The organism is Pseudomonas sp. B21-017 (genome assembly GCF_024749245.1).
Lineage (GTDB): Bacteria > Pseudomonadota > Gammaproteobacteria > Pseudomonadales > Pseudomonadaceae > Aquipseudomonas.
This window is the reverse complement of record NZ_CP087194.1, coordinates 3,050,039-3,074,144: the sequence shown is the minus strand read 5'-3', so window position 1 is coordinate 3,074,144 and position 24,106 is coordinate 3,050,039. Positions and strand designations below refer to the sequence as shown.

The window sequence follows — 24,106 nt, the reverse complement described above, 5'->3', positions numbered from 1 at the left end:
GCAAGCTCCCTCGCCACATAAAACCCACACACAGGTTGCGCCTCATTAGCCTCAGTACAGGCATTCAACGGCCATGGCCGTCGCTTCGCCGCCACCGATGCAGATCGCTGCAACGCCACGTTTCAGGCCTTTCTGGCGCAGGGCCGAGAGCAAGGTGACGAGGATCCGCGCGCCGGATGCACCAATCGGGTGGCCCAAGGCACAGGCACCGCCGTGGACGTTGATCTTCTCGTGGGAGATTTCCAGCTTGGTCATGGTCACCAGGCTCACCACGGCAAAAGCTTCGTTGACTTCAAACAACTCGACTTCGTCCAGTGACCAGCCGGTTTTCTTCATCAACTTCTTGATCGCACCCACCGGTGCCACCGGGAACAGCCCCGGGGTGTCGGCGAACGCCGCGTGGCCATGAATCACTGCCAGTGGTTTCAAGCCTTGTTTCTCGGCTTCGGAACGGCGCATCAGCACCAGTGCCGCCGCGCCGTCGGAAATCGAACTGGAGTTGGCCGCCGTCACCGTGCCGCCCTCGCGGAACGCCGGTTTCAGCGAAGCGATCTTGTCCAGTTTGGCTTTCGGCGGTTGTTCGTCGTGGCTGATCAGCACTTGCTGTTTGCCGACCGTCACGGTGAGCGGCACGATCTCGGCGTTAAAACTACCTTCCTCGATCGCCTGTTGGGCGCGGGTGGTCGACGCGATGGCAAACGCGTCCTGATCTTCACGGCTGAAGCCATTGGTCTCGGCGCAATCCTCGGCAAAGGTGCCCATCAGGCGGCCCTTGTCGTAGGCGTCTTCGAGACCATCGAGGAACATGTGATCGAGCACCTGGCCATGGCCCATGCGGTAACCGCTGCGGGCGCGGTCCAGCAGGTACGGCGCGTTGGACATGCTTTCCATGCCGCCAGCGACCACCACGTCGGCGCTGCCGGCGATCAGCATGTCGTGGGCCAGGATCGTCGCTTCCATGCCCGAGCCGCACATTTTGTTCAGCGTCGTGCAGCGGGTCGATTTATCCAACCCGGCGCCCAGTGCCGCTTGCCGCGCCGGGGCCTGGCCGAGGCCGGCGGAGAGCACGCAGCCGAACAGCACTTCTTCGACGGATTCAGGGGCGATACCGGCGCGTTCGACCGCGGCACGAATCGCAGCAGCGCCCAGTTGCGGTGCGGTCAGGCTTTTCAGTTCGCCCTGGAAACCGCCCATCGGGGTGCGGACGGCGCTGACAATAACAATCGGATCGTTGGACAATGTCATGACAAATACTCCTTATTTGGCGGCCATGCGCAAGGCACCGTCGAGACGGATCACCTCACCGTTGAGCATGCTGTTTTCTATGATATGCCTGGCCAACGCGGCGTACTCGCTCGGCTTGCCCAGGCGTGGCGGAAACGGCACCCCAGCGGCCAGTGAATCACGTACTTCCGGGGTCATGCCGGCCATCATCGGCGTTTCGAAAATGCCCGGTGCGATGGTCATCACGCGGATGCCGAAACGCGCCAGCTCACGGGCGGCAGGCAAGGTCAGGCTGGCAATCGCGCCTTTGGACGCCGAATACGCGGCCTGGCCAATCTGACCATCGAAGGCCGCCACCGATGCGGTGTTGATGATCACCCCGCGCTCGCCGTCTGCATCGGCTTCGGTCTCGGCAATCGCCGCCGCAGCCAGGCGCAACATGTTGAAGCTGCCGATCAGGTTGACGTTGATCACCTGGCTGAAACTGGCCAACGCATGGGGTCCGGTCTTGCCGAGGATCTTCTCGCCACGCACGATGCCGGCGCAATTGACCAGGCCATTGAGGCCGCCAAACGCTTTGACCGTCGCCTGCACCGCCGCTTCGGCCGCCGCTTCATTGCTGATGTCGGCTACCACGCTTTGCGCGCCGAGACGTGCCGCCTGCGCCGCAACGGCTTCGGCATTCATGTCCACCAACATCACCTTGGCGCCGGCCGCCACCAGCATTTCAGCAGTGGCGGCACCGAGGCCGGAAGCACCGCCGGTGACGAGAAAAACCTTGTTTTCGATCTGCATCATTGTTTCCTTGGATTCAAGCTGAAACGTTCTTCGCGGCGGCCTCTTGAGCCTTGGCGATTTCCTGGTTGCGCAAGATAAAGCGCTGCAATTTGCCGCTTGGGGTTTTCGGCAATTCGCTGACAAATTCGATTTCACGGGGGTACGAGTGCGCCGCCAGACGCTTGCGCACGTGTTGCCGCAGTTCTTCGGCCAGCGCAGGCTCGGCGCGGTATTGCGGGCTGAGCACGACGAAGGCTTTCACCAGTTCGGTGCGCTCCGGGTCGGGCTTGCCGATCACCGCCGCCTCGACCACCGCCGGGTGTTCGATCAGCGCGCTTTCCACGTCGAACGGGCCGACGCGGTAGCCCGAGGTGGTAATCACGTCGTCGCTGCGGCCGACGAAGCTGATGCTGCCGTCCGGGTTCCACTCGACGGTGTCGCCGCTCAGGTAATAATTGCCGACGAACGCTTTGGTCGGTACGCCTTCGTAACCACCGAACCAGCACATCGGCGACTGGGTACGGTCAATGGCCAGGATTCCTGGCTGGCCAACGCCGAGTTCTTTGTATTCCTCATCCAGCACCACGATACGGTGGCCCGGCGAGGCAAAACCGGCGGCGCCCATGTGGATCGGATGTTCCAGGCCATGGTGATTGCACAGCACCATGCCCAGTTCGGTCTGGCCGTAATGGTCGTGAATCACCACACCGAGGTTGTCGGCAAACCAGCGGATCACTTCCGGATTCAGCGGCTCGCCGGCGCTGCTGACGATGCGCAGCTTGCCCTTGATCGAACGGGCGAATTCATCGCCACCGGCAATCAGCAAGCGATAGGCGGTCGGTGAGCCAGTGAGGTTGGTAATCCCGTATTTGTTGATCACCCGGCAGGTACTTTCCAGGGTGAACGGGCCATCGTAAAAGGTGATCGGATGCCCCATCGCCATCGGCCCGGTGACACCGAAATAAATACCGTAGGCCCAACCCGGATCGGCGACGTTCCAGAAGGCGTCCTCGGGGCGCAGGTCTACAGCGTCGCGGGTGTAACTCTGGAACGCAACGATGGCCTTGAGCGGCACCGACAGCGCTTTCGACGGGCCGGTAGTGCCCGAGGTGAACATCAGCAGGAACGGGTCTTCGCCGGTCAGCAATACCGGTTCGCAGATGCTGGAGTAGTTGGCCAGTTCCGCCCAGAAACTGAAATCACCCCGAACAATACCTTGGCCTTTCGCGCCGCCGACGGTGACGATGGTCGGGCAGTCGGCCACTTCAGCCAGTTTCGGGCGATTGACCGCATCGGTGACCACCACTTTGGCGCCGGAACTGTTCAGACGGTGTTCGATGGCTTTGGGGCCAAAGGCGGTGAACAGCGGCTGATAAACCGCCCCGATACGCCAGGCGGCAAACACGGTGATCAGCAATTCGAAGTTGCGGGGCAGCAGGCCTGCGACCTTGTCGCCCTTCTTCACGCCCTGGGCCACCAGAAAGTTGGCGAAACGCGCGGCCTTGTCCTGCAAGTCGCTGAAAGTATAGGTCGCGCTGCTACCGTCGCGGCCTTCCCAGAACAGCGCAATGCGCCCCGGCAAGGCATGCCGGTCGCAACACTCGACGCAGGCGTTGAGCGCGGTCAACGACCCTGTGAGCGCGGCATCGACGGTGTGCTGATAATTGAACTGTGACGTAGCAGACAAGTAATCGCGCATTGCCAGAATCCCTCTGTATTTTTATTAGGTTGGGGGAACCGTAATCAACAGGGAAATACTCGCTCTGCGCGGGGAGCGGGACAATGGTCAAAGCTATCAAGTTGTGTGACTGGTTTGGCCAAGGTTCGAGGGCGTGCCCGCGATGGCGTCAGCCCCCCAGGATCCGGATCAGTCCGCCTCGTTAAGAATCAAACTCCGATAATGCCCAGGATTGGACCCCGACCATTTGCGAAACGCCTTGTAGAACGAGCTGGCATCGGCAAACCCCAAACGGGTAGCGATTTCAGCGAAGCTGATGGCCGGTTCGGCCAGCCAGACGATGGCCAGTTCCTTGCGCACGCTGTCCTTGAGCCCCTGATACGTCTGCCCTTCTTCGGCCAGGCGGCGGCGCAACGTTGAGGCCGACATGCACAGTTGCTGCGCCAGCGCTTCGGTTTCCGGCCAGCGCTCGGCGGGCAATTGCCGCAGATCGTGCTTGATCCGGCTGGCCAGGCTCTCAGGGTCGCGGTACTTGACCAGAATGTTCGCCGGCGCATGGGCCAGAAAGCGCTTGAGCTCTTCAGCGCTGCGCTTGATCGGCAAATCCAGGCAATCGGCGGAGAAAATCATCCGCGTACGCGGCCGGTCGAATCGCAGGTTCTCGGAAAACATCACCCGATAGTCATCGCAAAAATCCGGCTCCGGGCAACGCAACTCGATGGCCAGGATCGGAATCCGCCGCCCCGCCAGCCAGCAAGCAACGCCGTGCACGATCATCCAGTAAGTGAAATAGGTGAAGGCGCGGCGTGGTTCTTCGTCCTCCTCCAGCAGGACGATTTCCGCCAGGCTTTGCTGGCGAACCAGTTGTGCGGGCAGGCGTTCGAGCATCAACGACAGAAAGCTCAGGCCCGAGGTCAGCCCGGCGGCCAGGCTCGGCTGAACCATGGAGCAGCGACAGAGAAACTCCAGGCTGCCGGACTTGAGCTTGCGTGGGTCCATGCCAAAAAACTCATCGTCCCCACGCCGGGCCAGCAAACGCCACAGGCGCGCATAGGCGGCGGCCGGGACACGGGCGTCGGTGCTGTCCAGCAGCGCCGGATCGATGCCGACCTTGTTCAACACCTCTGCGGTGGCAGCGCCAGGGGCGCAACTTTGCAACAGTGCTTCACGCACCAGTTGAATGGCGATGGTGTCTTTTTCCGACATTGACCGGGGTGAGCCTTGTTCGTGTTTGAGTGATGGGCATATTAGCGCACACCAAACCGATTCCGTAGGAGCGAGGCTTGCCCGCGAAGAACGATGACGCGGTTTCACCGACAGACCGAGTTGCCTGATTCGCGGGCAAGCCTCGCTCCTACGGGATGGTGGGATCTTCAGGGTTGTTCAGCTTAGGTTCAGGCAATTAGCAATAACTACCATATGAGAATGAGTTTCATCATGTTACAAATTAGCACCCTATCTAATTACTCCCCGGTGCTGAATGCTCGTTCCTTTTCTGATCATGCTGCGCGAAGGCATCGAAGCCGCGTTGATCGTTGGCATTATCGCCAGTTACCTCAAGCAGACCGGTCGCGGCCAATGGATGCCGGCAGTGTGGGTCGGTGTATTCCTCGCCGCCGCGCTGGCCCTGCTGGTCGGCGGTGGCCTGGAACTGATCAGTGCTGAATTCCCGCAAAAGCAGCAAGAGCTGTTTGAAGGTGTGGTCGGTTTGCTGGCCGTCGGCATTCTCAGCTCCATGGTGTTCTGGATGCGCAAGATGGCGAGTTCGATCAAGCATTCGCTGCACGTTTCCCTCGATCAGGCGCTGACCGGCTCCAGGCATCAAGTGACCGCGCTGATCGCCATGGTGTTTTTCGCCGTCGCCCGGGAAGGCCTGGAAACAGTGTTCTTCCTGCTCGCCGTGTTCCAGCAAAGCGAAGGCCCGGCCGCACCGCTCGGCGCCCTGCTCGGCCTGGCCCTGGCGATCATCGTCGGCTTCCTGATCTACACCGGCAGCCTGCGCCTGAATCTCTCGGCGTTCTTGCGCTGGACCGGTCTGTTCATTCTGGTGGTAGCCGCCGGGATTCTCTCCAACTCGGTGCAAGCCCTGCATGAAGCCGGCGTGTGGAATCACCTGCAAACCGTGCTCTTCGATTTCAGTGCCACGCTGCCGATGGACGGCCCGCTGGGCTCGGTGCTGGCCGGCATGTTCGGCTACCAGGACGCGCCGACCGTCAGCACCCTCGGGGCGTATCTGCTTTATCTGTTGGTGGCGCTGGTGATGTTTTTTCTCCCGGCGGCCACGCCCGCGCAAACACCCTCTTCCGTTTCCAGCCAATAAGGGCCTTCATGTCAACGCCAGTTCCTCCAGTGGCTTCACCTCCGCGCGCCTTGCGCTGGGCGGTAGCCGGCTCGGTGATCGTGATGATCGCCGCCGGCGGCCTGTTCTACTACGCCTCGAAAATGGCCGCCGCCAAGCGCCAGAGCAACCACGACCAAGTGCTGGTTACCCTTCACCCGCACAGCTGCGAACCGAATGCGCTGACGGTTCCGGCCGGTCGCACCAGTTTCCGTATCGTCAACCGCTCGGACCGTGCCGTCGAATGGGAAATTCTTGACGGCGTGCTGGTGGTCGAAGAGCGCGAGAACATCGCCCCTGGCCTGAGCCAGGTGATCAACGCCAACCTGTTGCCCGGCGACTACGCCATCACCTGCGGCTTGCTGAGCAACCCGCGCGGCACCTTACATGTCAGTCCGACCGCCGCATCCGATGCGGCGGCCAAGGCGCGTCCGTCGATGGTGGCGTTCATTGGCCCGCTGTCGGAATTTCGCGTGTACCTGAGCAGCCAGAGCACCGCATTGATCAAAGCCGTCGCCGCGCTTGAGCAAGCGATCGAGGCCGGCGACCTGAGCCAGGCACAAGCCTTGTATGTGCCGGCTCGTGCGGCCTATCAACGGTTGGCTCCAGCAGCCCAGCGCCTCGCGGAGCTGGACAACGCGATCAACGCCCGCGCCGATTACTTCGATAAGCGCGAGCAGGATCCGGGCTTCGTCGGCTTCCACCGCCTCGAATACGCGCTGTTCCAACAACGCAACCTCGACGGTCTGACGCCTGTTGCACAACGCCTGAGCATGGATGTCGCCAATCTCAAACAGCAACTGCTGGCTCAGTCGCTGCCACCGGAACAACTGGTGAGCATGCTGGTGCGCAACCTCAACAGCCTCGCCGAGGTACGCGCCAGCAGCGGCGAAGAAGAACGCTACAGCCACTCCGACCTGAACGGTTTCGCCGCCAACCTCGACGCGACCCGCAAAGTCGTCGACCTGTTGCGGCCATTGCTGAGCAAACCTGCCGCTGAACTACTGGCGAAAATCGACAGCGCGGTCACGGCCTTCGACGCCGAACTCAACGGTTTCAAGGTCAAGGATGGCTACGCCAGCTACGACACTGTCAGCGCCGAACAGCGCAAACGTATCGCCGACAAGGCCAAGGTTCTGGCCGATGCACTCGATGGAATCGATCCCGCCCTTGGCCTTTCCGGCCTGTAAGCAGAAGACCTCAGACAGATGAACGACTCAGAACAGTTTTCAGCACAACGCCGTCGTGTATTGATGGGTATGGGAGCCGCCGGTGTGGCGATAGCCGGTTCGGCCCTGAGTTGCCCGGTCATGGCTGCGACCCCGGCGCAAGTCACCGAAGCACCGAGCAGCGACAAGACCGAGGACCGCCACGCCTTCCACGGCCCGCACCAGACCGGCATCGTCACCCCGCGCCCAACATCCGGCATGCTGGTGTCGTTCGACGTATTGGCCAGCGACCGCGCAGATCTGGAGCGGCTGTTTCGCACGCTCAACGAGCGTATCGCGTTCCTGATGCAGGGCGGTCCGGTGGCCCAGGTCGACCCCAAACTGCCGCCGCTGGACTCGGGGATTCTTGGCCCGGTGGTCACACCGGACAACCTGACCATCACCGTATCGGTGGGCGAGTCGCTGTTCGACGAGCGCTTCGGTCTGGCCAGCGCCAAGCCCAAGCGGCTGGTCCGCATGGTCGGTTTCCCCAACGACGCACTGGAGGCCGACTGCTGCCACGGCGACCTTAGCCTGCAGTTCTGCTCCAACACCGCCGACACCAACATCCACGCCCTGCGCGACATCGTGAAAAACCTGCCGGACCTGTTGCTGGTGCGCTGGAAACAGGAAGGCAGCGTGCCTCCGCAAGCCCCGACGAAACCCGGTGTGCCGGCGCAAAGCGCACGCAACTTTCTGGGTTTTCGCGACGGATCGGCCAACCCCGACTCCAACGACGCCAAGGCCATGGACAGCATCGTCTGGGTCCAGCCCGGCAGCGACGAACCGGCCTGGGCGGTCAACGGCAGCTACCAGGCGGTGCGGATCATCCGCAACTTCGTCGAGCGCTGGGACCGCACGCCGCTGCAAGAACAGCAAAGCATTATCGGCCGGGTCAAGAGCACCGGTGCACCGATGGATGGTGCGCATGAAACCCAAGTCCCGGATTACGCCAAAGACCCGAAAGGCAAGCTGACCAAACTCGACGCCCACATCCGCCTGGCCAACCCGCGCACCGCCGCAACCCAGGCCAATCTGATCCTGCGCCGGCCGTTCAACTACTCCAACGGCGTGAACAAGAACGGTCAGCTGGACATGGGTTTGCTGTTCATCTGTTACCAGGCGGATTTGCAAAAAGGCTTCATCACCGTGCAGACCCGACTCAATGGCGAGCCGTTGGAGGAATACCTGAAACCGGTTGGCGGCGGGTACTTCTTCACCCTGCCGGGTGTGACCGGCGACAAGGACTTCATCGGCCGCTCGCTGCTCAACGCTACACAACCCAAAGCCTCAGTCTGACCCTTACCACTCCACGGAACCGTCCCATGAAAAAGTCGCCCCTCGCGTTACTGCTGACCCTTGGTTTGCTCAACACCCCGTTTTCGGCTTTCGCGGCGACGGCGCCACTGGAGTTGGTGGGGCCGATCTCTGACTACAAGATCTACGTCACCGAACAACTGGATGAACTCGCCAGCCACACTCAGCAATTCACCGATGCAGTGAAAAAAGGCGACCTGGCCACCGCGAAAAAGCTCTACGCACCGACCCGCGTCTATTACGAGTCGATCGAACCGATTGCCGAGTTGTTCAGTGACCTCGATGCGTCCATCGACTCGCGGGTCGACGACCACGAAAAAGGCGTGAAGGCCGAAGACTTCACCGGTTTCCATCGCATCGAATATTCATTGTTTTCAGAGAGCAGCACCCAGGGTCTGGACAAGCTGGCTGACGGCTTGAACAAAGACGTGAAAGACCTGCAAACCCGCGTCGCCGGCCTGACCTTCCCACCGGAAAAAGTCGTCGGCGGCGCCGCTGCGCTGCTTGAAGAAGTGGCCGCCACCAAGATATCCGGCGAGGAAGATCGCTACAGCCACACCGACCTCTATGATTTCCAGGGCAACATCGACGGCGCGAAGAAAATCGTCGACCTGTTCCGTCCGCAGATCGAGAAGCAAGACGCGGCATTCATGGCCAAAGTCGACAAGAACTTCGCTACGGTGAACAAGACGTTAGCCAAGTACAAAACTACAGGGGGTGGTTTTGAAACGTATGACAAGGTGAAGGACAGCGACCGCAAAGCGCTGGTCGGGCCGGTGAATACCTTGGCTGAGGACTTGTCGATGTTGCGGGGGAAGTTGGGGTTGAACTGAATATCGGCGTTGTCTGTGAAAAGATCGCAGCCTTCGGCGGCGCCCACAGGCGCGGAGCTGCCGAAGGCTGCAATCTTTGCTTTTGAACCCTACAAAATCCGATACAACAACCGCTCGATCCGCACCCGACTCACACGCTTGAGAAACTTGGCCACTCCCGCCGGGTAATCCGGTAGCGTTTGCAGATCCAGGTAACGCTCAATACGGCGGGTGTGCTGGAAAATCTCCGCCAGTTCCTTGCCACGCGGCTCCAGCAACTCGCCTTTCGGATCATCAATCAGCAACGCATTTTCCAGGTCGAGACGGAACGCCCGTGGATTGAGGTTGTTGCCGGTCAGCAAGGTGTAGCGCTGATCGATCCACATGCCCTTGAGATGATAGGTGTTGTCACCATCCTTCCACAGATGCAGGTTCAGCTTGCCGCTGTCGATGTTGCGCTGATGACGCTTGGCGAAACGTCGCAGGCTGATTTCGTAGAGGTATGGCAGCGCCGCGATCACCTTGAACGGCTCGCTGGGCGGGATGTAGAAATCGTTGGCGGTCTTGTCGCCGACGATGATGTCGATCTTCACGCCGCGAGCCAGGGCCCGATTGATTTCCCGGGTCACCGCCAGCGGCAGGTTGAAGTACGGCGTGCAGATGGTCAGCTGATGCTGCGCACTGGCGATCAGCTCGCAGATGACTCGACTCAACGGGTTGTTCTTGCCCACACCGAGCAACGGACTGACCGATAAACCGCCCTTTGCCGTGCTGCCCGCCGTGGTGTCGTACGCCGCGTGCTTGAGACGGCTGCGCAGGTCGCCGATGTCGTGACGCAGACTGCGGGTGGTCGGCAGGTTCGGCAGGTCTAGGCGATGCACCGCTTTGGAGGTGATCAAACCGTGCTGGATCAAGTGATGCATCGAATCGGCCAGCGTCTGATTCTGCAGCAGGTGATAACGGTCGAAGCGGTACTTGTCGAATTTGTGCAGGTAAACGTTGTTCAGGCTCGCGCCGCTGTAGATCACGCAATCGTCGATCACGAAGCCTTTCAAATGCAGTACGCCGAACAGTTCGCGGGTCTGCACCGGCACGCCGTACACCGGCACTTCGCTTTCGTGGGTACGGGTGGTTTCCTGATACCAGGCTGAGTTGCCCGGTTGCTTGCCGGCACCGATCAAGCCGCGCTGGGCGCGCAGCCAGTCCACGACCACCACCACGTCCAGTTCCGGACGTGCCAGTTTGGCCGCGTGCAGCGCATCGAGGATTTCCTGGCCGGCCTCATCCTGTTGCAGGTACAGCGCAACGATATAGATACGCCGGGTCGCCTGAGCGATTTTTTCCAGCAGGCAACGACGGAACTCGGCAGCGCCAGAGAGGATGGTGACGGCATCGGCGGTCAGCGGAAAACTGCGCAATTTAGGCAGCAGAGAACGTTTGAAAAGCAACGGCATAGGGCTCGCAAAGGGTCGAATCCGAAGAGCCTGAGAGCTTACACCATGGATGGGTTTGGGTCTTGTTACTGTCTGTAAAGACCTCTTCGCGGGCAAGCCTCGCTCCTACGGTTTTTCGTCGTTTGGAACACAAATCCTGTAGGAGCGAGGCTTGCCCGCGAAGGCAATTTCATAGGCACTACAAATAACTACTTGACCATGAAGAACGATCATTCTACTGTTAGCCACATGAACGAAATCATTAGCAACGACACACGCGACATCATTCTGGATGTCACCGAAAAGTTGATCTACAAAAGTGGCATCGCTGCCACCGGCATGGATCTTCTGGTGAAAACCGCCGGCGTCTCCAGAAAAAGTATTTACCGCTACTTCGCCAACAAGGAGGAGCTTGTCGTCGCGGCCCTGCAACGCCGCGATGAGCGCTGGATGCACTGGTACCGGAGCGAAGTCGGCACGGCCCAAACCCCGGCCGAGCGGCTGCTCAACCTGTTTACCGTGCTCAAGGCCTGGTTCGTCTCCGAAGGCTTCCGCGGCTGCGCATTCATCAATACCAGCGGCGAAACCGGCGACCCGCAAGACCCGGTTCGCCTGGTCGCCAAAGACCACAAACAGAAACTGCTCGACTACGTGCGCGAGCTCTGTACCGAATATGGCGCAACAGACCCGGAGACGCTGGCCAGACAGCTGCTGATCCTGATCGACGGTGCCATTACCGTAGCGCTTGTGATGGGTGATCACAGTGCCGCCGATAATGCGCAATGCATGGCGCGAAAGTTATTGGACCTGTAACACTTTAAATAAGCCCGACAACTTGCTTGAACGTTAATTTGATAGGGAGACTTAATATGTCTACTGCCGAAGTTCGTCCGCCATTGCCGCCGTTTACCCGTGAATCGGCCATCGAAAAAGTTCGCCTGGCCGAAGATGGCTGGAACTCCCGTGACCCGGAACGGGTGTCTCTTGCCTACACCCTGGACACCCAGTGGCGTAACCGCGCCGAGTTCGCCCACAACCGCGAAGAAGCCAAAGCTTTCCTGACCCGCAAATGGGCCAAGGAACTGGACTACCGACTGATCAAGGAGCTCTGGGCCCATGGCGACAACCGCATCGCCGTGCGTTACGCCTACGAATGGCACGACGATTCAGGCAACTGGTTCCGTTCCTACGGCAACGAGAACTGGGAGTTCGACGAGAACGGCCTGATGTTCAACCGCTACGCCTGCATCAACGACCTGCCGATCAAGGAAAGCGAGCGCAAATTCCACTGGCCACTGGGTCGCCGGCCGGATGATCACCCAGGTCTCTCCGATCTAGGCCTGTAGACACAATCCCCCTGACCGATCGTTCCCGCGCTCCCGCTTGGGAACGATCGGCTGTACCCGGATAACTTTATGGGTAAGATACCGGCCTTTCCCCGCAGCCCTCTTCTGCGCCCTGCCGAATAAGCCCCATTCCATGCCTTTCGAACTCAGCGTTGACCCCACTACCCTGGCCGTTCTGGCTCTCGTCGCTTTCATTGCCGGTTTCATCGACGCCATCGCCGGTGGTGGCGGTCTGTTGACCACCCCGGCACTGCTGACCGCCGGCCTGCCGCCGCATCTGGTACTGGGCACCAACAAACTCAGTTCGACCTTTGGCTCGGCCACCGCCAGCTTCACCTTCTACCGCCGCAAGCTGTTCCATCCACGGCAGTGGATGCACGCCATCGTCGGCACGTTGGTTGGTGCGCTCAGCGGCGCCATCGTCGCTCATTATTTGCCGGCGGAATGGCTGAACAAGATGCTGCCGGTAATTGTGTTCGCCTGCGGCCTGTACCTGTTGTTCGGCGGCACACCGAAAGCGCCGCTGGACAGCGATGCACCGATCAAGAAAAAGTGGCAATCGAGTCAAGGCTTCAGCCTCGGTTTCTATGACGGCGTGGCCGGCCCGGGAACGGGGGCGTTCTGGACCGTCAGCAGCCTGCTGCTCTACCCCATCGACCTGGTCAAGGCCAGCGGCGTGGCGCGCAGCATGAACTTCGTCAGCAACATTGCGGCGCTGTCGGTGTTCATCTTTTCCGGGCAAGTGGACTGGATTATCGGCCTGAGCATGGGCCTGTCGGTGATGGTCGGCGCCTTCTTCGGCGCGCGCACCGCCATCAGCGGCGGTGCGAAATTCATTCGTCCGGTGTTCATTACGGTGGTGCTCGGCCTGACCGTGCGCCTAGCCTGGCAGCACTGGTTCAGCGTGGCCTAAGCGCCGCGCCACGTAGACGTCGATCAGGTAGCGGGCAATCGAGCGTGACGCCGGCAACGGCGGCAGCTCGTGCACGTTGAACCACTGGGCGTCTTCGATCTCATCTTCCTGACAGACAATCTCGCCACCGGCGTACTCGGCATGAAAACCGAGCATCATCGAATGCGGGAACGGCCAGCACTGACTGCCCATGTACTGGATGTTCTTGACCTCGATTTGCACCTCTTCGCGAACCTCGCGAATCAGGCAATCTTCGGCCGACTCACCCGGCTCGGCAAACCCCGCCAACGTGCTGTAGACCCCGGTGACAAAACGCGGCGAACGGGCCAGCAGAACCTCGTCGCCACGGGTCACCAGCACAATCATGCTCGGCGAAATACGTGGGTAGCTGCGTAAATCGCATGGCTCGCAGTACATTGCCCGCTCGCGCGGCACCTGGATCATCGCCTGCCCGCAGTTGCCGCAAAAACGGTGCTCACGGGCCCAGGTACCGATTTGCGCGGCATAGCCCAGAACCTTGTAGACGGTGTGATCGCCCTCGAGCATGAACGCCCGCAGGCCTTTCCAGTTACAACCCGGCACGTCGCTGTGACTGCGCAGTTCCAGCAGGTACACCGGTTCGCCATCCAGGTGACCGATGCCGTGCTCGGCAAGAACCGACAAGTCCTGACGCTTGAGCCATTCCCGTGGAAACAGGGCGCCATTGTCATCGAACAAAAAGCCTTCGGGGCTGCGCGCCACGGCCCAGCCGCCGGGTTGATCGGTGTCCAGTACTGCAGTGGTCCAGCGTGAAGTCATGGTTAATCAATCCAGAAATTCGGGTTTCTGTTTGCTCATATGGGCGGCCATGGCCACGCGCAGATCGGTGGACTGCAGCATGGCGGCGTTCCACGTGGCGACGTATTCAAGGCCGTCGTCGATGCGATGGTCGCGCATGTAGCTGATCATCTCTTTGGTACCGGTGATGGCAATCGGCGACTTGCCGGCGATTTCGCGGGCAATCCCCATCACGCCTTCAAGCAGGCTGGCGGTGTCGCTGTAGACGCGATTGACCAGGCCAATGTTACGCGCTTCTTCGGCGCCAAAGGTGCGACCAGTGTAAGCCAGTTCACGCAGCATGCCGTCACCGATGATCCGCGGCAAGCGTTGCAAAGTGCCAACATCGGCCGCCATGCCGATATCGATTTCCTTGATGGAAAATTGCGCGTCCTCAGCCGCGTAACGCATGTCGCAGGCGGAAATCAGGTCGATGGCGCCGCCCAGGCAATAACCCTGGACCGCCGCCAGCACCGGTTTGCGGCAGTTGTCGACGGCGTTGAACGACGCTTGCAATGCCAGGATCTTGCGCCGCAGCAGGCGCGCATTGCGGCCGACGTCCTTGCCCAGTTCATTGGCCACACCGGCGAGCATCATTAGGTCGATACCGGAAGAAAAATGCTTGCCGGCGCCACTGAGCACCACCACCCGGACTTCATCGGTATCGTCGATCCACTGGAAAATCTCGATGATCTCGCTCCAGAACGCGGCGTTCATCGAGTTGATCTTGTCCGGACGGTTGATCTGCACATGGGCGATGTTATCGGCCAGTTCGACGCTGAAGGCGGTGTATTGAGACATGGCAGTGATCCTTTACCGGGCAGAAAATGAAGCCCGAACTATAACAAGGCATCCGTGCCGGCAGTAAGGCAGCGGTTCGGCCAAATGCGGGACTGGCTTCAGGTTTTTTTAGCGTCTGGACCGGCCCTTTCGCGAGCAAGCCTGCTCCCACAGGGGGTCTTTGGCGCTCACAAATTCCCTGTGTGTGGGCTTACTCGCGAAGGCCGCACCGCCGATCTAACGGCCCTTCACCGCCACAAACGCTACGGTTTCATAAGGCACGGTCACCACATCCCGCCCCCTCAGCGCCGGTTCCCCGGCAATCAATGCCCGCAGTTGTGCATCAACCTTCGCCCGCTCCGCCACCGGCAACGCAGCGATATAACTGATGGAGCGCACCCGATTGAAAATTACATCCTCCAGCGACCCCGTATGACCATGACTGAAATACTGCACCTGCAACGGCCCGAATGCCTGATGTGGAAAGGCTTCGCGCCACGCGCCGGTGTAATAACGCGGTGTGTCGCCTTCCAGCGCGTTGACAATCGCATCCAGTTTTGGCATCCAGCTGACCTTGGCGTCGCGCAGGTTCCACACCAGCCCCAGCTTGCCGCCGGGCTTGAGCACCCGGGCAATCTCGGTCAACGCCTCGGTGCTGGCAAACCAGTGAAAGGCCTGAGCACAGACCACCACGTCCACCGACGCATCCGGCAGCGGGAGGTCGGTGGCGGTGCCGCTCGCTGCCAGTACCTCAGGAAAGGCTTCGCACAGTTTCTCCAGCATCTGCGGCACAGGTTCCACCGCAATCACCTGCGCCCCGGTCGCCACCAACGGCCCGGTGAACTTGCCGGTGCCGGCGCCTAGGTCGAGCACGGTTCTATCGGCGTTCAACTCAAGGGTAACCGTAAGCCAGTCAGCCACTTGGGGTGGATAATCCGGACGACCACGGACATAGGTGTCGGCACCGGTTTTATACCCTGCGGCCGCAGAGGGATGGACCTGATCTTTCATGGCAGTTCTCCAAATGGACAACGAACGCTGTCGAGGATAGCGCCTCGATTTGCGCTTTCCTTGCAATGATTGTCAGAAAAAAATGAATAATTGTTCACACTGCGGTGTTCACCGTCCATCGCCCATGAGGTCCATGACCGTTGTCTATTGGGCGAGCATGGAACACGCCTTGATGCTGATCGGGCATAACCCGGCGGCAGCACTGGAGGGCCCGGCGAAGTTATTGAGAAGCCGGCTTAGCACTCCAGCGAACTTGTCACTATGCTTGCACCCGACTTTCCAAGGAGGAACCTACCCCATGCCAATTTCTTCACGCGCTGCCTTACTGGTCATCGACGTACAAAACGACTTCATTCCCGGCGGTCAATTGCCGGTGCCGGAGGGTGACCTGATTGTGCCCCTGATTAATTGTCTGGGTCGCCAGTTCAAACAGGTCATCATTGCCCAGGACTGGCACCCGCCCGGCCACGCCTCGTTCGCTTCCAGCCACCCTGGGCACAAGCCTTACGACGTGATTCAGTTGCCTTACGGTGAACAGACCCTGTGGCCGGAGCATTGTGTTCGCGCCACGCCCGGCGCCGAGTTCCACCCGGAGCTGGACCTGCCCCACGCCCAATTGATCATCCGCAAGGGCTGCAACCCGGACATCGACAGTTATTCGGCGTTTCTGGAGGCGGATCGAACCACGACCACCGGTTTGGCCGGGTACCTGAAAGAACGCGGCATCGACACGGTTTACATGGTTGGGCTGGCACTGGATTTCTGCGTGATGTTTTCTGCGCTGGATGCGCGGGCGGCGGGGTTCAATGCGTTTGTGGTGATGGATGCTTGCCGCGCGATTGATCTGGAAGGGTCGCTGGCGGCGGCGATTGAGCGGATGCAGGTGGCGGGGGTCGGGTTGATTGAGTCAGCCGAACTGCTCGACTGAACTGCAGATCGTTCCCTCACCTGGCTCGTAGCAGCTGCCGAGCCCGTGAGGCTGCGTCCGAGGATGCAGTCCTCGCAGGTCCTGCGAATGCGGTTTTCCTGGAAGAACCGGTTGCCTGGTTTTACGAGTGCTGCGCACTCGAACGCAGCCTCGCGGGCTCGGCAGCTGCTACAACGAATGCGTCAGGCCGAGGTGGGCAGCCACAAACGGAACCGTGCGCCGCCCAATGGTGATGCCTGCGCGGTCAGCGTGCCACCCTGCGCTTCCAGTGCTCGGCGGCTGATTGCCAGCCCCAGGCCAAACCCGCCTGTGGCGCGATCCCGACTGCGATCCAGCCGATAGAACGGCTCAAAGATCCGCTCCCGCTCTTCATCGGGAATGCCAATGCCATCGTCATCCACCCAGATCTCACAGCCTTTGGCGCACACCTGCACACCAATCTGAATCCGTTTCTCGCAATAGCGCATGGCGTTGCGCAGCAGGTTCTGGATCGCCCGGGCGGTCAATCTCGGATCCAGCGAGAAGCGTTCGAGCTGACCGTGCAGCAGCACATCAATGACGATTTCCGGTGACTCAAGCTCTTCATCGACGCTGCCCAAAATACTGTCGATGAATTCATCCAGCGACACCTCGACCTGTTCCGGCAGCCGAGCCGGGTTTTGCAATCGGCTGTAGGACAGCAGCTCCAGCACCAGCTCATCCAGTTCGCGAATGTGCGCGACCAGGCCTTGCAGGCGTTCCCGGCTGGTGGCCGGCAAGTCGTCGGACAGCGCCAGGGCCAGGCCGAAATCCAGCCGCGTCAACGGCGTGCGCAATTCGTGGGACACGGCGTTGAGCAAGTCGCGCTGCTGGTTGAGCAGGTTTTCGATGTCGCCGGCCATGGTGTCGAACACGTTGGCCAGGCTGCCGATGTTGGAGCTGGGGGAAATCTGCGTGCGCTCGCTCAAATGGCCCTTGCCGAAGCGTTCGGCGGTGCTTTTGAGACGTTCCAGGTCGCGCCAGTGCGGGCGCAGCCACAACAACAGGCAGGCCAGCATCGTCGCACCGATCAGCACGTTGATGCTCCAGTACAACCAACTGACATCCGTGGGATCCGGTGGCACGACCATCTCCACCACCATCTGCTCGTTCAACGGTGTCACCGCCAGGGTGCGCCAGCCCCAGTCGCCGATGCGTACCACGTTCTCCCCGCGCTGCAAGCGTTCGCGCTCATCCAGGGTAAATTCGGTATCGTCGTTGCGGGTCAAAATGATGTGCAGCGGCTGGAACTCCTTGTCCATCTCCGCCGCCAGCGCCGGCCACTGCTCGACAGGCACCGTACGAAACTGTTTGACGATCAGCGTTTGCAAACCTCGGGAGTAATCGAGGTTGTAGGTCACAAAACGCTCATGGAAGACCTTGATCACCAGGTCCGGCACCAGATAGATCGCCGCGCTGAACGAAACGATGGTCACCAGGTACAGACGAAACAGGATTCTGAACATGGTTCAGCATTCCCACTCGGAGCGGCTGAACAGGTAGCCCTTGCCCCACACGGTCTTGATCTTGCGCGCCTCGCCGGCGTGGTCGTCGAACTTGCGCCGCAGTTTGGAGATGGCCACATCCACCGAGCGGTCGGTACCGTTGAATTCGATACCGCGCAGGCGTTGCAGAATCTGGTCACGGCTCAGCACCTCGCCGGCATGCCGGGCCAGCACCACCAGCAAGTTGTATTCGCCGCTGGACAGCTCGACCAGTTGCCCACGCCAGGTCACAGTGCGCTCGGACAGGTCGATGCACAGGTTGCCCATGAGAATGCGGTCATTAGCGGTCTGCGGTTCGCTGAGGCTGCTGCGACGCAACAGCGTGCGTACGCGAGCCAGTAACACACGGGGCTCGCAAGGTTTGGTGACGTAGTCGTCTGCGCCCATTTCCAGGCCCAGCACCTGATCGTGGCTGTCGTCACGGGCGGTGAGCATCAGGATCGGCAACGTCGCCGAATCGGCCCGCAGCAAACGGCAGACCTGCAAGCCGTCGAGCCCCGGCAGCATCAGATCGAGAATCACCAGGTCCGGCGGACTGACCCGCGCGCGTTCGCGTACATGATCGCCGCGGCTGATCACGCTGACGGAATAGCCGTTGCGTTCCAGGTAGCTGGCAATCAGTTCCGAGAGTGCGGTGTCGTCTTCGACCAGGAGGATGTTGGGCATGGGTGTTTCCAGAAAGTGCTGTGGCGACTGGCGGGGCCTCATCGCAGGCTTGCCCACGATGGCGGCATAACCGTCGCAAAAAGTTTCAAGCTGCGAAGGATATACGCCCTCACGCACACGCGAGCAAAACCCTTACACAATTTCACACAGCACCAACAAAGCTTCACCGCTACCCTCATCGACTCCCCGTAGGATGCGGGTAGTCATTATTGGGGTATTTCCATGTCAAAGAATCTGCTTGCCACGCTCAGCCTGATTGCCCTGGCGTTGACGTTGAGCGCTTGTGACCAGTCTTCGACCGCCGAAGAATCGGCACCGCTGGCCACGGTACGCATCGAAACCGTCGAAGCTCGTCCTCTGTCAATCAGCAGCGACTTGAGCGGGCGGATTGCCGCACCACGGATTGCCGAAGTGCGTGCCCGGGTTGCAGGAGTGGTGTTGCAGCGGGTCTTCCGCGAAGGCAGCGACGTGAATAAAGGCGACGTTCTGTTCCGTATCGACCCGGCCCCCTTCAAGGCCGACCTGGACAGCGCCGAAGCCGCGCTGCGCAAGGCCGAAGCCAACGCGTTCCAGGCCAGATTGCAGGAGCAGCGTTACGCCCAGTTGATCGAAGGCAACGCCATCAGCGCTCAGGATTACGACAATGCCCGAGCCAATGCCCGGCAGACCGCCGCCGATGTCGCCGCCAACAAAGCCGCGGTAGAGCGGGCGAAACTGAACCTCGGTTATGCCACCGTCACCGCGCCGATTTCCGGGCGCATCGGCCGCGCGCTGGTGACTGAAGGCGCGCTGGTGGGGCAGAACGAAACCACGCCGCTGGCGCTGATTCAGCAGTTGAACCCGATCCACGCCGACCTGACCCAATCGACCCGTGAACTCAACGACCTGCGCCGGGCCTTCCGTTCCGGCCAACTGAAGGAAGTGGGCCAAGGCCAGGCCAAAGCCACACTGATCCAGGACGACGGCAGCCTTTATCCATTGCCCGGCAAGTTGTTGTTCACCGACATCACCGTCGACCCGGGCACCGGTCAGATCATTCTGCGCAGCGAGTTCCCCAACCCGGACCTCGACTTGCTGCCGGGCAGCTTCGTTCGCGTACGTCTGGAGCAAGCGTTCAATCAGCAAGGCATCAGCGTGCCGCAACGGGCCATTCAGCGTGACAGCGCCGGTGTCGCCCAAGTGCTATTGCTCGACGCCGAACAGCGGGTCGGCCAGCAACCGGTAGAGCTGGGCCCGGTGCAGAACGATCGCTGGATCGTCACCCGCGGCCTCAAGCCCGGTGACCGCATCGTCACTGAAGGCCTGCAACACGCGCGCCCCGGTGAGAAAGTCCAGATCGACAACACCCCTCTTCCACTTGCCCAGGTTTCTGGTCAGTAAGCAGGACGCTTTTTATGCCGCAGTTCTTTATCGATCGCCCGGTGTTCGCCTGGGTGGTTGCCTTGTTCATCCTGCTGGCCGGTGCGTTGGCCATTGGGCAGTTACCCGTGGCGCAATACCCGAACGTTGCGCCGCCGAAAGTCGAAATCTACGCCACCTACCCCGGCGCTTCGGCGCAGACCGTGGACGAAAGCGTGGTCAGCCTGATCGAGGGAGAACTCAACGGCGCCGACCATCTGCTGTACTTCGAATCCCAGAGCAGCCTCGGCAGCGCCACCATCACCGCGACGTTCCAGCCGGGCACCAATCCGGAAATGGCCCAGGTCGATGTGCAAAACCGCCTCAAAGCGGTTGAGTCGCGCCTGCCTCAGGCGGTCACCCAGCAAGGTTTGCAGGTGGAGAAAGTCTCCGCCGGTTTCCTGTTGCTGATCACCCTCACCTCCAGCGACGGCAAGCTCGATGACGTGGCGCTCAGCGATTACCTGGCGCGCAACGTGATGAACGAGATCAAGCGTCTGGATGGCGTCGGCAAGGCCCAGTTGTACGGCGCCGAACGGGCGATGCGGATCTGGATCGACCCGCAGAAGCTGATCGGCTTCAACCTGACCCCAGCTGACGTCAATGCCGCCATCGTTGCGCAGAACGCTCAGGTTTCCGCGGGCAGCATCGGTGACTTGCCGACCCGCACCACTCAGGAAATCACCGCGACCGTTCTGGTCAAAGGCCAGCTGTCGACGCCTGAAGAATTCGCCGACATCGTGCTCAAGGCCAATCCTGACGGCTCCACCGTACGCATCCGTGATGTGGCGCGGGTCGAGATCGGCAGCCAGGAATATCAGTTCTCCACACGCCTGAACGGCAAACCGTCTACCGCCGTCAGTGTGCAACTGTCGCCGGGCGCCAATGCCCTGAGCACCGCAACGCTGGTGCGAGCAAAGATGGACGAGCTGGCGCGCTATTTCCCGGCCGGTGTCGAATACAAGATCCCGTACGACACCTCACCCTTCGTCAAAGTCTCGATCACCAAAGTGGTTTACACCCTCGGCGAGGCGATGGTGCTGGTGTTTGCGGTGATGTTCCTGTTCCTGCAGAACATCCGCTACACGCTGATCCCGACGCTGGTGGTGCCGGTGGCGTTGATGGGCACGTTTGCGACCATGCTCGCGCTGGGCTTCTCGATCAACGTGCTGACCATGTTCGGCATGGTGCTGGCGATCGGCATCCTGGTGGACGACGCGATTGTGGTGGTGGAGAACGTCGAACGAATCATGGCCACCGAAGGCCTGTCGCCCAAGGAAGCGACGCGCAAGGCGATGAAGCAGATCACCGGCGCGATCATCGGCATCACCCTGGTGCTGGTGGCGGTATTCATTCCGATGGCGTTCATGCAGGGCTCGGTCGGGGTGATTTACCAACAGTTCTCGCTGTCCATGGCCACGTCGATCCTGTTCTCGGCGTTCCTCGCCCTGACGTTGACCCCGGCGTTGTGTGCGACGCTGTTGAAGCCGATCGCCAAAGGCGAGCATCACGAAAAAGCCGGATTCTTTGGCTGGTTCAACCGGCGCTTCGAACAATTGACCGAGCGTTATCAGGGCTGGGTCGCCTATGCGTTGAAACGCACCGGTCGTTACCTGTTGATTTATGGCGTGCTGCTAGTCGGCCTGGGACTGTGTTTCAGTCGTCTGCCCTCCTCGTTCCTGCCGGTGGAAGACCAGGGCTACACCATCACCGACATCCAACTGCCACCGGGCGCGAGCAAGAATCGCACAATAAATGTGGTGGAGCAGATCGAAGCACACAACGCCACCGAACCGGGCGTCGGCGACAGCACAGTGATTCTCGGCTTCAGTTTTTCCGGTAGCGGGCAGAACGCCGCGCTGGCGTTCACCACGCTCAAGGACTGGTCGGATCGGGGCAGCGACGACTCGGCGAGTTCCATCGCCGATCGCGCCAACATCGCGCTGAGCCAGATCAAGGATGCCATGGCTTTCTCGGTGCTGCCGCCGCCGGTTGACGGTCTCGGCACCTCCAGCGGTTTCGAGTTCCGCTTGCAGGACCGTGGCGGCCTCGGCCATGCCACGCTGATGAAAGCGCGCAGCGAATTGCTCGCCGCCGCCGAGAAAAGCCCAATCCTGATGAATGTGCGCGAAAGCGCCCTGGCCGAAGCGCCACAGGTTCAGCTGGAAGTCGACCGCAAACAGGCCAACGCCCTGGGCATATCCTTTGCCGACATTGGCAATGTGCTGACCACGGCGGTCGGTTCGGCCTACATCAACGACTTTCCCAACCAGGGGCGAATGCAGCGAGTGGTGGTCCAGGCTGAAGGCGATCAACGCAGCCAGGTCGCCGATCTGCTGAAGATTCACGTGCGCAACAACGCTGAAAAAATGGTGCCACTGTCGGCCTTCGTCCGGGCCAACTGGACCCAGGGCCCGGCGCAATTGACCCGATACAACGGCTACCCGGCCATCAGCATTTCCGGTGAACCGGCGCCCGGTTACAGTACTGGCGAAGCCATGGCGGAAATCGAACGGCTGGTGGCGCAAGGCCCGGCGGGGTTGGGTCAGGAATGGACCGGGTTGTCGTTGCAGGAACGTTTGTCCGGCAGCCAGGCACCGATTCTGCTCGGGCTGTCGCTGCTGATCGTGTTCCTGTGCCTGGCGGCGCTGTACGAGAGCTGGTCGATTCCAACGTCGGTGTTGCTGGTAGTGCCGCTGGGCGTTCTCGGTGCGGTACTGGCCGTGACGCTACGCGGAATGCCCAACGACGTGTTCTTCAAGGTCGGGCTGATCACCATCATCGGCCTGTCGGCGAAGAACGCGATCCTGATCATCGAGTTCGCCAAGAGCCTTTATGACGAAGGCCACGATCTGGTCGACGCAACCTTGCAAGCCGCGCGCCTGCGGTTGCGGCCGATTGTCATGACGTCGCTGGCGTTCATCCTCGGCGTGGTGCCGTTGGCGATTGCCACCGGGGCCAGCTCGGCGAGCCAGCAAGCGATCGGCACCGGGGTGATCGGCGGGATGATCACCGCGACGCTGGCGGTGGTGTTTGTGCCGGTGTTTTTTGTGGTGGTGATGAGGTTGGTGCGCAAGCGCCATAAGAACATCTAAATAACGACACACCCCTGTAGGAGCGAGGCTTGCCCACGAAGGCGGTGTATCAGTCAACATCAACGTTGAATGTTACGGCCATTTCGCGGGCAAGCCTCGCTCCTACGGGGGATGTGTCGTTGTGGTCACAACGGACTGCGCTGGGCTATGGTGTTTGCAAAACCCAGACACATCGAGCCTCCATGCCCCTCCTCGCCCGCACCCACCCTCGCCTGTCCGCCGCGACCGCATTCGGCCTCGCGGTGGGCATTCTGGCGCCAGCCGATTCGATCCTCGGCAAAATCCTCGTCGGCTGGAATGCCGGGGTCTGGACCTATCTGGCCCTGATCCTCTGGCTGACCATGCGTTCCAAAGCCGACGACGTGAAACGCATTGCCGAGGTCGAGGACGAAAACGCCGGGCTGGTGCTGTTCACGGTGTCCATGGCCGCATTGGCCAGCCTCGCCGCTATTACTCTGGAACTGGCGGGCAGCAAGGATCTGGGCACCTATCACCGGCTGTTGCACTACGGCTTCACCGGGTTGACCGTGATCGGCTCGTGGCTGTTGATCGGGGTGATCTTCAGCGTGCATTACGCCCGGTTGTATTACACCTGGGAAGGCAAGGAACCTGCGTTGCGATTTGCCGAAGGGCTGACAACCCCCAATTACTGGGACTTCCTGTACTTCTCGTTCACCATCGGTGTGGCGGTGCAGACGGCGGATGTCGGCGTGGCCACGCGGGAATTGCGTAAGATCGTGCTGGCGCAATCGTTGATCGGGTTTGTGTTCAACACGGCGATTCTCGGGTTTTCAATCAATATCGCAGCGGGTCTGTTTGGCTGATGGCCGTAAAAAAAAAGAT

21 protein-coding genes are annotated in these 24,106 nt (G+C 60.7%); 11 read left to right on the top strand and 10 right to left on the bottom strand.

The features are described from left to right. Positions 1-51 precede the first annotated feature (51 nt). The 4 genes from LOY28_RS13925 to LOY28_RS13910 form a co-directional block, all read right to left on the bottom strand. Positions 52-1,245, bottom strand: a complete 1,194-nt coding sequence (locus LOY28_RS13925) for an acetyl-CoA C-acyltransferase (protein ID WP_018929130.1) — start codon at positions 1,243-1,245, stop codon at positions 52-54. Between the two features lie 12 nt (positions 1,246-1,257). Beyond that, positions 1,258-2,019 carry an SDR family NAD(P)-dependent oxidoreductase gene (locus LOY28_RS13920; RefSeq protein ID WP_018929129.1) on the bottom strand — a complete coding sequence of 254 codons (762 nt, stop codon included), beginning with the start codon at positions 2,017-2,019 and terminating at the stop codon, positions 1,258-1,260. Between the two features lie 16 nt (positions 2,020-2,035). Further along, a complete protein-coding gene (locus tag LOY28_RS13915; protein ID WP_018929128.1) occupies positions 2,036-3,700 on the bottom strand; it encodes an AMP-binding protein in 1,665 nt (554 codons plus the stop codon). Positions 3,701-3,868: 168 nt separating this feature from the next. Continuing rightward, positions 3,869-4,885: an AraC family transcriptional regulator gene (locus LOY28_RS13910; protein WP_258614301.1), complete on the bottom strand. Its 1,017-nt coding sequence runs from the start codon at positions 4,883-4,885 to the stop codon at positions 3,869-3,871. A gap of 274 nt (positions 4,886-5,159) precedes the next feature. On the opposite strand from LOY28_RS13910, the gene efeU reads away from it, so the two are divergent. From efeU to efeO (LOY28_RS13890), 4 genes are read left to right on the top strand one after another with little or no spacing between them, the layout of a single operon-like run. After that, positions 5,160-5,999 carry an iron uptake transporter permease EfeU gene (efeU, locus tag LOY28_RS13905; protein WP_258614300.1) on the top strand — a complete coding sequence of 280 codons (840 nt, stop codon included), beginning with the start codon at positions 5,160-5,162 and terminating at the stop codon, positions 5,997-5,999. 8 nt (positions 6,000-6,007) lie between these two features. Further along, a complete protein-coding gene (efeO, locus tag LOY28_RS13900) occupies positions 6,008-7,207 on the top strand; it encodes an iron uptake system protein EfeO (protein ID WP_026286644.1) in 1,200 nt (399 codons plus the stop codon). An 18-nt stretch (positions 7,208-7,225) separates the two neighbouring features. Next, the gene (gene efeB / locus LOY28_RS13895; protein ID WP_258614299.1) at positions 7,226-8,524 is read left to right on the top strand and encodes an iron uptake transporter deferrochelatase/peroxidase subunit; all 1,299 of its coding nucleotides are present in this window, start codon (positions 7,226-7,228) and stop codon (positions 8,522-8,524) included. Between the two features lie 26 nt (positions 8,525-8,550). Further along, on the top strand, positions 8,551-9,375 hold the full coding sequence (gene efeO / locus LOY28_RS13890) for an iron uptake system protein EfeO (protein ID WP_111453294.1): 825 nt from the start codon (positions 8,551-8,553) through the stop codon (positions 9,373-9,375). 89 nt (positions 9,376-9,464) lie between these two features. On the opposite strand, the gene pssA is transcribed toward efeO (LOY28_RS13890), so the two are convergent. Next, positions 9,465-10,808: a CDP-diacylglycerol--serine O-phosphatidyltransferase gene (pssA, locus tag LOY28_RS13885; RefSeq protein WP_258614298.1), complete on the bottom strand. Its 1,344-nt coding sequence runs from the start codon at positions 10,806-10,808 to the stop codon at positions 9,465-9,467. Positions 10,809-11,036: 228 nt separating this feature from the next. Here pssA and LOY28_RS13880 point away from each other — a divergent pair, with 228 nt between their 5' ends. From LOY28_RS13880 to LOY28_RS13870, 3 genes are all read left to right on the top strand, one after another. Then, entirely contained in the window at positions 11,037-11,600 is a 564-nt protein-coding gene (locus LOY28_RS13880; protein ID WP_086944324.1) for a TetR/AcrR family transcriptional regulator, read from the top strand. Between the two features lie 56 nt (positions 11,601-11,656). Next, a complete protein-coding gene (locus LOY28_RS13875; protein ID WP_018929120.1) occupies positions 11,657-12,133 on the top strand; it encodes a nuclear transport factor 2 family protein in 477 nt (158 codons plus the stop codon). A 133-nt stretch (positions 12,134-12,266) separates the two neighbouring features. Next, entirely contained in the window at positions 12,267-13,046 is a 780-nt protein-coding gene (locus LOY28_RS13870) for a TSUP family transporter (protein WP_018929119.1), read from the top strand. Here LOY28_RS13870 and nudC read toward each other — a convergent pair. The 3 genes from nudC to LOY28_RS13855 form a co-directional block, all read right to left on the bottom strand. Further along, positions 13,014-13,844, bottom strand: coding sequence for an NAD(+) diphosphatase (gene nudC, locus LOY28_RS13865; protein WP_018929118.1), 831 nt, complete (start codon positions 13,842-13,844; stop codon positions 13,014-13,016). The genes LOY28_RS13870 and nudC overlap by 33 nt on opposite strands. A gap of 6 nt (positions 13,845-13,850) precedes the next feature. Further along, positions 13,851-14,663 (bottom strand): crotonase/enoyl-CoA hydratase family protein, encoded by an 813-nt coding sequence (locus LOY28_RS13860; RefSeq protein ID WP_018929117.1) that lies wholly within the window; start codon positions 14,661-14,663, stop codon positions 13,851-13,853. 216 nt (positions 14,664-14,879) lie between these two features. After that, positions 14,880-15,653, bottom strand: coding sequence for a class I SAM-dependent methyltransferase (locus tag LOY28_RS13855; RefSeq protein ID WP_018929116.1), 774 nt, complete (start codon positions 15,651-15,653; stop codon positions 14,880-14,882). 298 nt (positions 15,654-15,951) lie between these two features. Here LOY28_RS13855 and pncA point away from each other — a divergent pair, with 298 nt between their 5' ends. Continuing rightward, positions 15,952-16,581, top strand: coding sequence for a bifunctional nicotinamidase/pyrazinamidase (pncA, locus tag LOY28_RS13850; protein WP_028940638.1), 630 nt, complete (start codon positions 15,952-15,954; stop codon positions 16,579-16,581). Between the two features lie 182 nt (positions 16,582-16,763). Here the strand turns inward: pncA and LOY28_RS13845 are convergent, their stop codons facing one another. Further along, positions 16,764-18,065, bottom strand: a complete 1,302-nt coding sequence (locus LOY28_RS13845; protein WP_258614293.1) for an ATP-binding protein — start codon at positions 18,063-18,065, stop codon at positions 16,764-16,766. Positions 18,066-18,068: 3 nt separating this feature from the next. After that, entirely contained in the window at positions 18,069-18,770 is a 702-nt protein-coding gene (locus LOY28_RS13840; protein WP_018929113.1) for a response regulator transcription factor, read from the bottom strand. 222 nt (positions 18,771-18,992) lie between these two features. Between LOY28_RS13840 and LOY28_RS13835 the strand changes: the two genes are divergently transcribed. The 3 genes from LOY28_RS13835 to LOY28_RS13825 all read left to right on the top strand — a co-directional run bounded on the left by LOY28_RS13835 (position 18,993) and on the right by LOY28_RS13825 (position 24,087). Beyond that, entirely contained in the window at positions 18,993-20,150 is a 1,158-nt protein-coding gene (locus LOY28_RS13835) for an efflux RND transporter periplasmic adaptor subunit (protein ID WP_018929112.1), read from the top strand. 14 nt (positions 20,151-20,164) lie between these two features. Then, positions 20,165-23,263: an efflux RND transporter permease subunit gene (locus LOY28_RS13830; RefSeq protein WP_258614292.1), complete on the top strand. Its 3,099-nt coding sequence runs from the start codon at positions 20,165-20,167 to the stop codon at positions 23,261-23,263. A 182-nt stretch (positions 23,264-23,445) separates the two neighbouring features. Beyond that, a complete protein-coding gene (locus LOY28_RS13825) occupies positions 23,446-24,087 on the top strand; it encodes a DUF1345 domain-containing protein (protein ID WP_018929110.1) in 642 nt (213 codons plus the stop codon). Positions 24,088-24,106 lie beyond the last annotated feature (19 nt).

What these genes read in the sequence shown, in the direction of transcription:
- LOY28_RS13925 (WP_018929130.1), bottom strand. Translation starts at nt 1,245, where the DNA reads ATGACATTGTCCAACGATCCGATTGTTATTGTCAGCGCCGTCCGCACC.
- LOY28_RS13920 (WP_018929129.1), bottom strand. Translation starts at nt 2,019, where the DNA reads ATGCAGATCGAAAACAAGGTTTTTCTCGTCACCGGCGGTGCTTCCGGC.
- LOY28_RS13915 (WP_018929128.1), bottom strand. Translation starts at nt 3,700, where the DNA reads ATGCGCGATTACTTGTCTGCTACGTCACAGTTCAATTATCAGCACACC.
- LOY28_RS13910 (WP_258614301.1), bottom strand. Translation starts at nt 4,885, where the DNA reads ATGTCGGAAAAAGACACCATCGCCATTCAACTGGTGCGTGAAGCACTG.
- efeU (WP_258614300.1), top strand. Translation starts at nt 5,160, where the DNA reads ATGCTCGTTCCTTTTCTGATCATGCTGCGCGAAGGCATCGAAGCCGCG.
- efeO (WP_026286644.1), top strand. Translation starts at nt 6,008, where the DNA reads ATGTCAACGCCAGTTCCTCCAGTGGCTTCACCTCCGCGCGCCTTGCGC.
- efeB (WP_258614299.1), top strand. Translation starts at nt 7,226, where the DNA reads ATGAACGACTCAGAACAGTTTTCAGCACAACGCCGTCGTGTATTGATG.
- efeO (WP_111453294.1), top strand. Translation starts at nt 8,551, where the DNA reads ATGAAAAAGTCGCCCCTCGCGTTACTGCTGACCCTTGGTTTGCTCAAC.
- pssA (WP_258614298.1), bottom strand. Translation starts at nt 10,808, where the DNA reads ATGCCGTTGCTTTTCAAACGTTCTCTGCTGCCTAAATTGCGCAGTTTT.
- LOY28_RS13880 (WP_086944324.1), top strand. Translation starts at nt 11,037, where the DNA reads ATGAACGAAATCATTAGCAACGACACACGCGACATCATTCTGGATGTC.
- LOY28_RS13875 (WP_018929120.1), top strand. Translation starts at nt 11,657, where the DNA reads ATGTCTACTGCCGAAGTTCGTCCGCCATTGCCGCCGTTTACCCGTGAA.
- LOY28_RS13870 (WP_018929119.1), top strand. Translation starts at nt 12,267, where the DNA reads ATGCCTTTCGAACTCAGCGTTGACCCCACTACCCTGGCCGTTCTGGCT.
- nudC (WP_018929118.1), bottom strand. Translation starts at nt 13,844, where the DNA reads ATGACTTCACGCTGGACCACTGCAGTACTGGACACCGATCAACCCGGC.
- LOY28_RS13860 (WP_018929117.1), bottom strand. Translation starts at nt 14,663, where the DNA reads ATGTCTCAATACACCGCCTTCAGCGTCGAACTGGCCGATAACATCGCC.
- LOY28_RS13855 (WP_018929116.1), bottom strand. Translation starts at nt 15,653, where the DNA reads ATGAAAGATCAGGTCCATCCCTCTGCGGCCGCAGGGTATAAAACCGGT.
- pncA (WP_028940638.1), top strand. Translation starts at nt 15,952, where the DNA reads ATGCCAATTTCTTCACGCGCTGCCTTACTGGTCATCGACGTACAAAAC.
- LOY28_RS13845 (WP_258614293.1), bottom strand. Translation starts at nt 18,065, where the DNA reads ATGTTCAGAATCCTGTTTCGTCTGTACCTGGTGACCATCGTTTCGTTC.
- LOY28_RS13840 (WP_018929113.1), bottom strand. Translation starts at nt 18,770, where the DNA reads ATGCCCAACATCCTCCTGGTCGAAGACGACACCGCACTCTCGGAACTG.
- LOY28_RS13835 (WP_018929112.1), top strand. Translation starts at nt 18,993, where the DNA reads ATGTCAAAGAATCTGCTTGCCACGCTCAGCCTGATTGCCCTGGCGTTG.
- LOY28_RS13830 (WP_258614292.1), top strand. Translation starts at nt 20,165, where the DNA reads ATGCCGCAGTTCTTTATCGATCGCCCGGTGTTCGCCTGGGTGGTTGCC.
- LOY28_RS13825 (WP_018929110.1), top strand. Translation starts at nt 23,446, where the DNA reads ATGCCCCTCCTCGCCCGCACCCACCCTCGCCTGTCCGCCGCGACCGCA.